The organism is Jiella sp. M17.18 (genome assembly GCF_041027365.1).
Classification (GTDB): domain Bacteria; phylum Pseudomonadota; class Alphaproteobacteria; order Rhizobiales; family Rhizobiaceae; genus VKMB-3413.
Genome location: NZ_JBFTEH010000058.1, coordinates 1 through 606, shown reverse-complemented (window position 1 = coordinate 606; position 606 = coordinate 1). Strand labels below are relative to the sequence as shown.

Below are 606 nucleotides of genomic sequence, written 5' to 3'. Positions count from 1 at the left end.
GGCGCCATCGTCGCCCGGGCGGTCGAGGCGATGAGCGAGATCGAGGCCTCGTCCAACCAGATCGGCCAGATCATCTCGGTGATCGACGAGATCGCCTTCCAGACCAACCTCCTGGCCCTGAACGCCGGCGTCGAGGCGGCGCGCGCGGGCGAGGCCGGCAAGGGCTTCGCGGTGGTCGCGCAGGAGGTGCGGGGTCTCGCCCAGCGCTCGGCGGAAGCGGCCAAGGAGATCAAGGGGCTGATCCAGGCATCCGGCGAACAGGTCGGGCGGGGCGTCGAACTGGTGACGGCGTCCGGCCAGTCGCTGGAGGAAATCGTCGCGGAGGTCTCCTCGATGACCGAGGTGATCGCGACGATCGCCACCTCGGCGCGCGAGCAGGCGGTGAGCCTGCGCGAGGTCTCGACGGCGGCCGACCAGATGGACAAGGTGACGCAGCAGAACGCCGCGATGGTGGAAGAGTCCACCGCGGCGGCGCAGACGCTGGCGGCCGAGACCGACGAGCTGGCAGCGGCGATGGGCCGGTTCAAGGTGAAGGCCGGCAGCAGCGCCGCGAAGGCCGCCCACGCGACCGAGCCCGCGCCGGCCCCGGCGCATCGCCCCGCCGCT

General features: G+C 72.3%; 1 protein-coding gene. It reads left to right on the top strand.

The annotated features are described in order from the left end of the window. On the top strand, nucleotides 1-606 hold a 606-nt coding region (locus AB5S17_RS23445), incomplete at both ends, for a methyl-accepting chemotaxis protein (protein ID WP_369243585.1).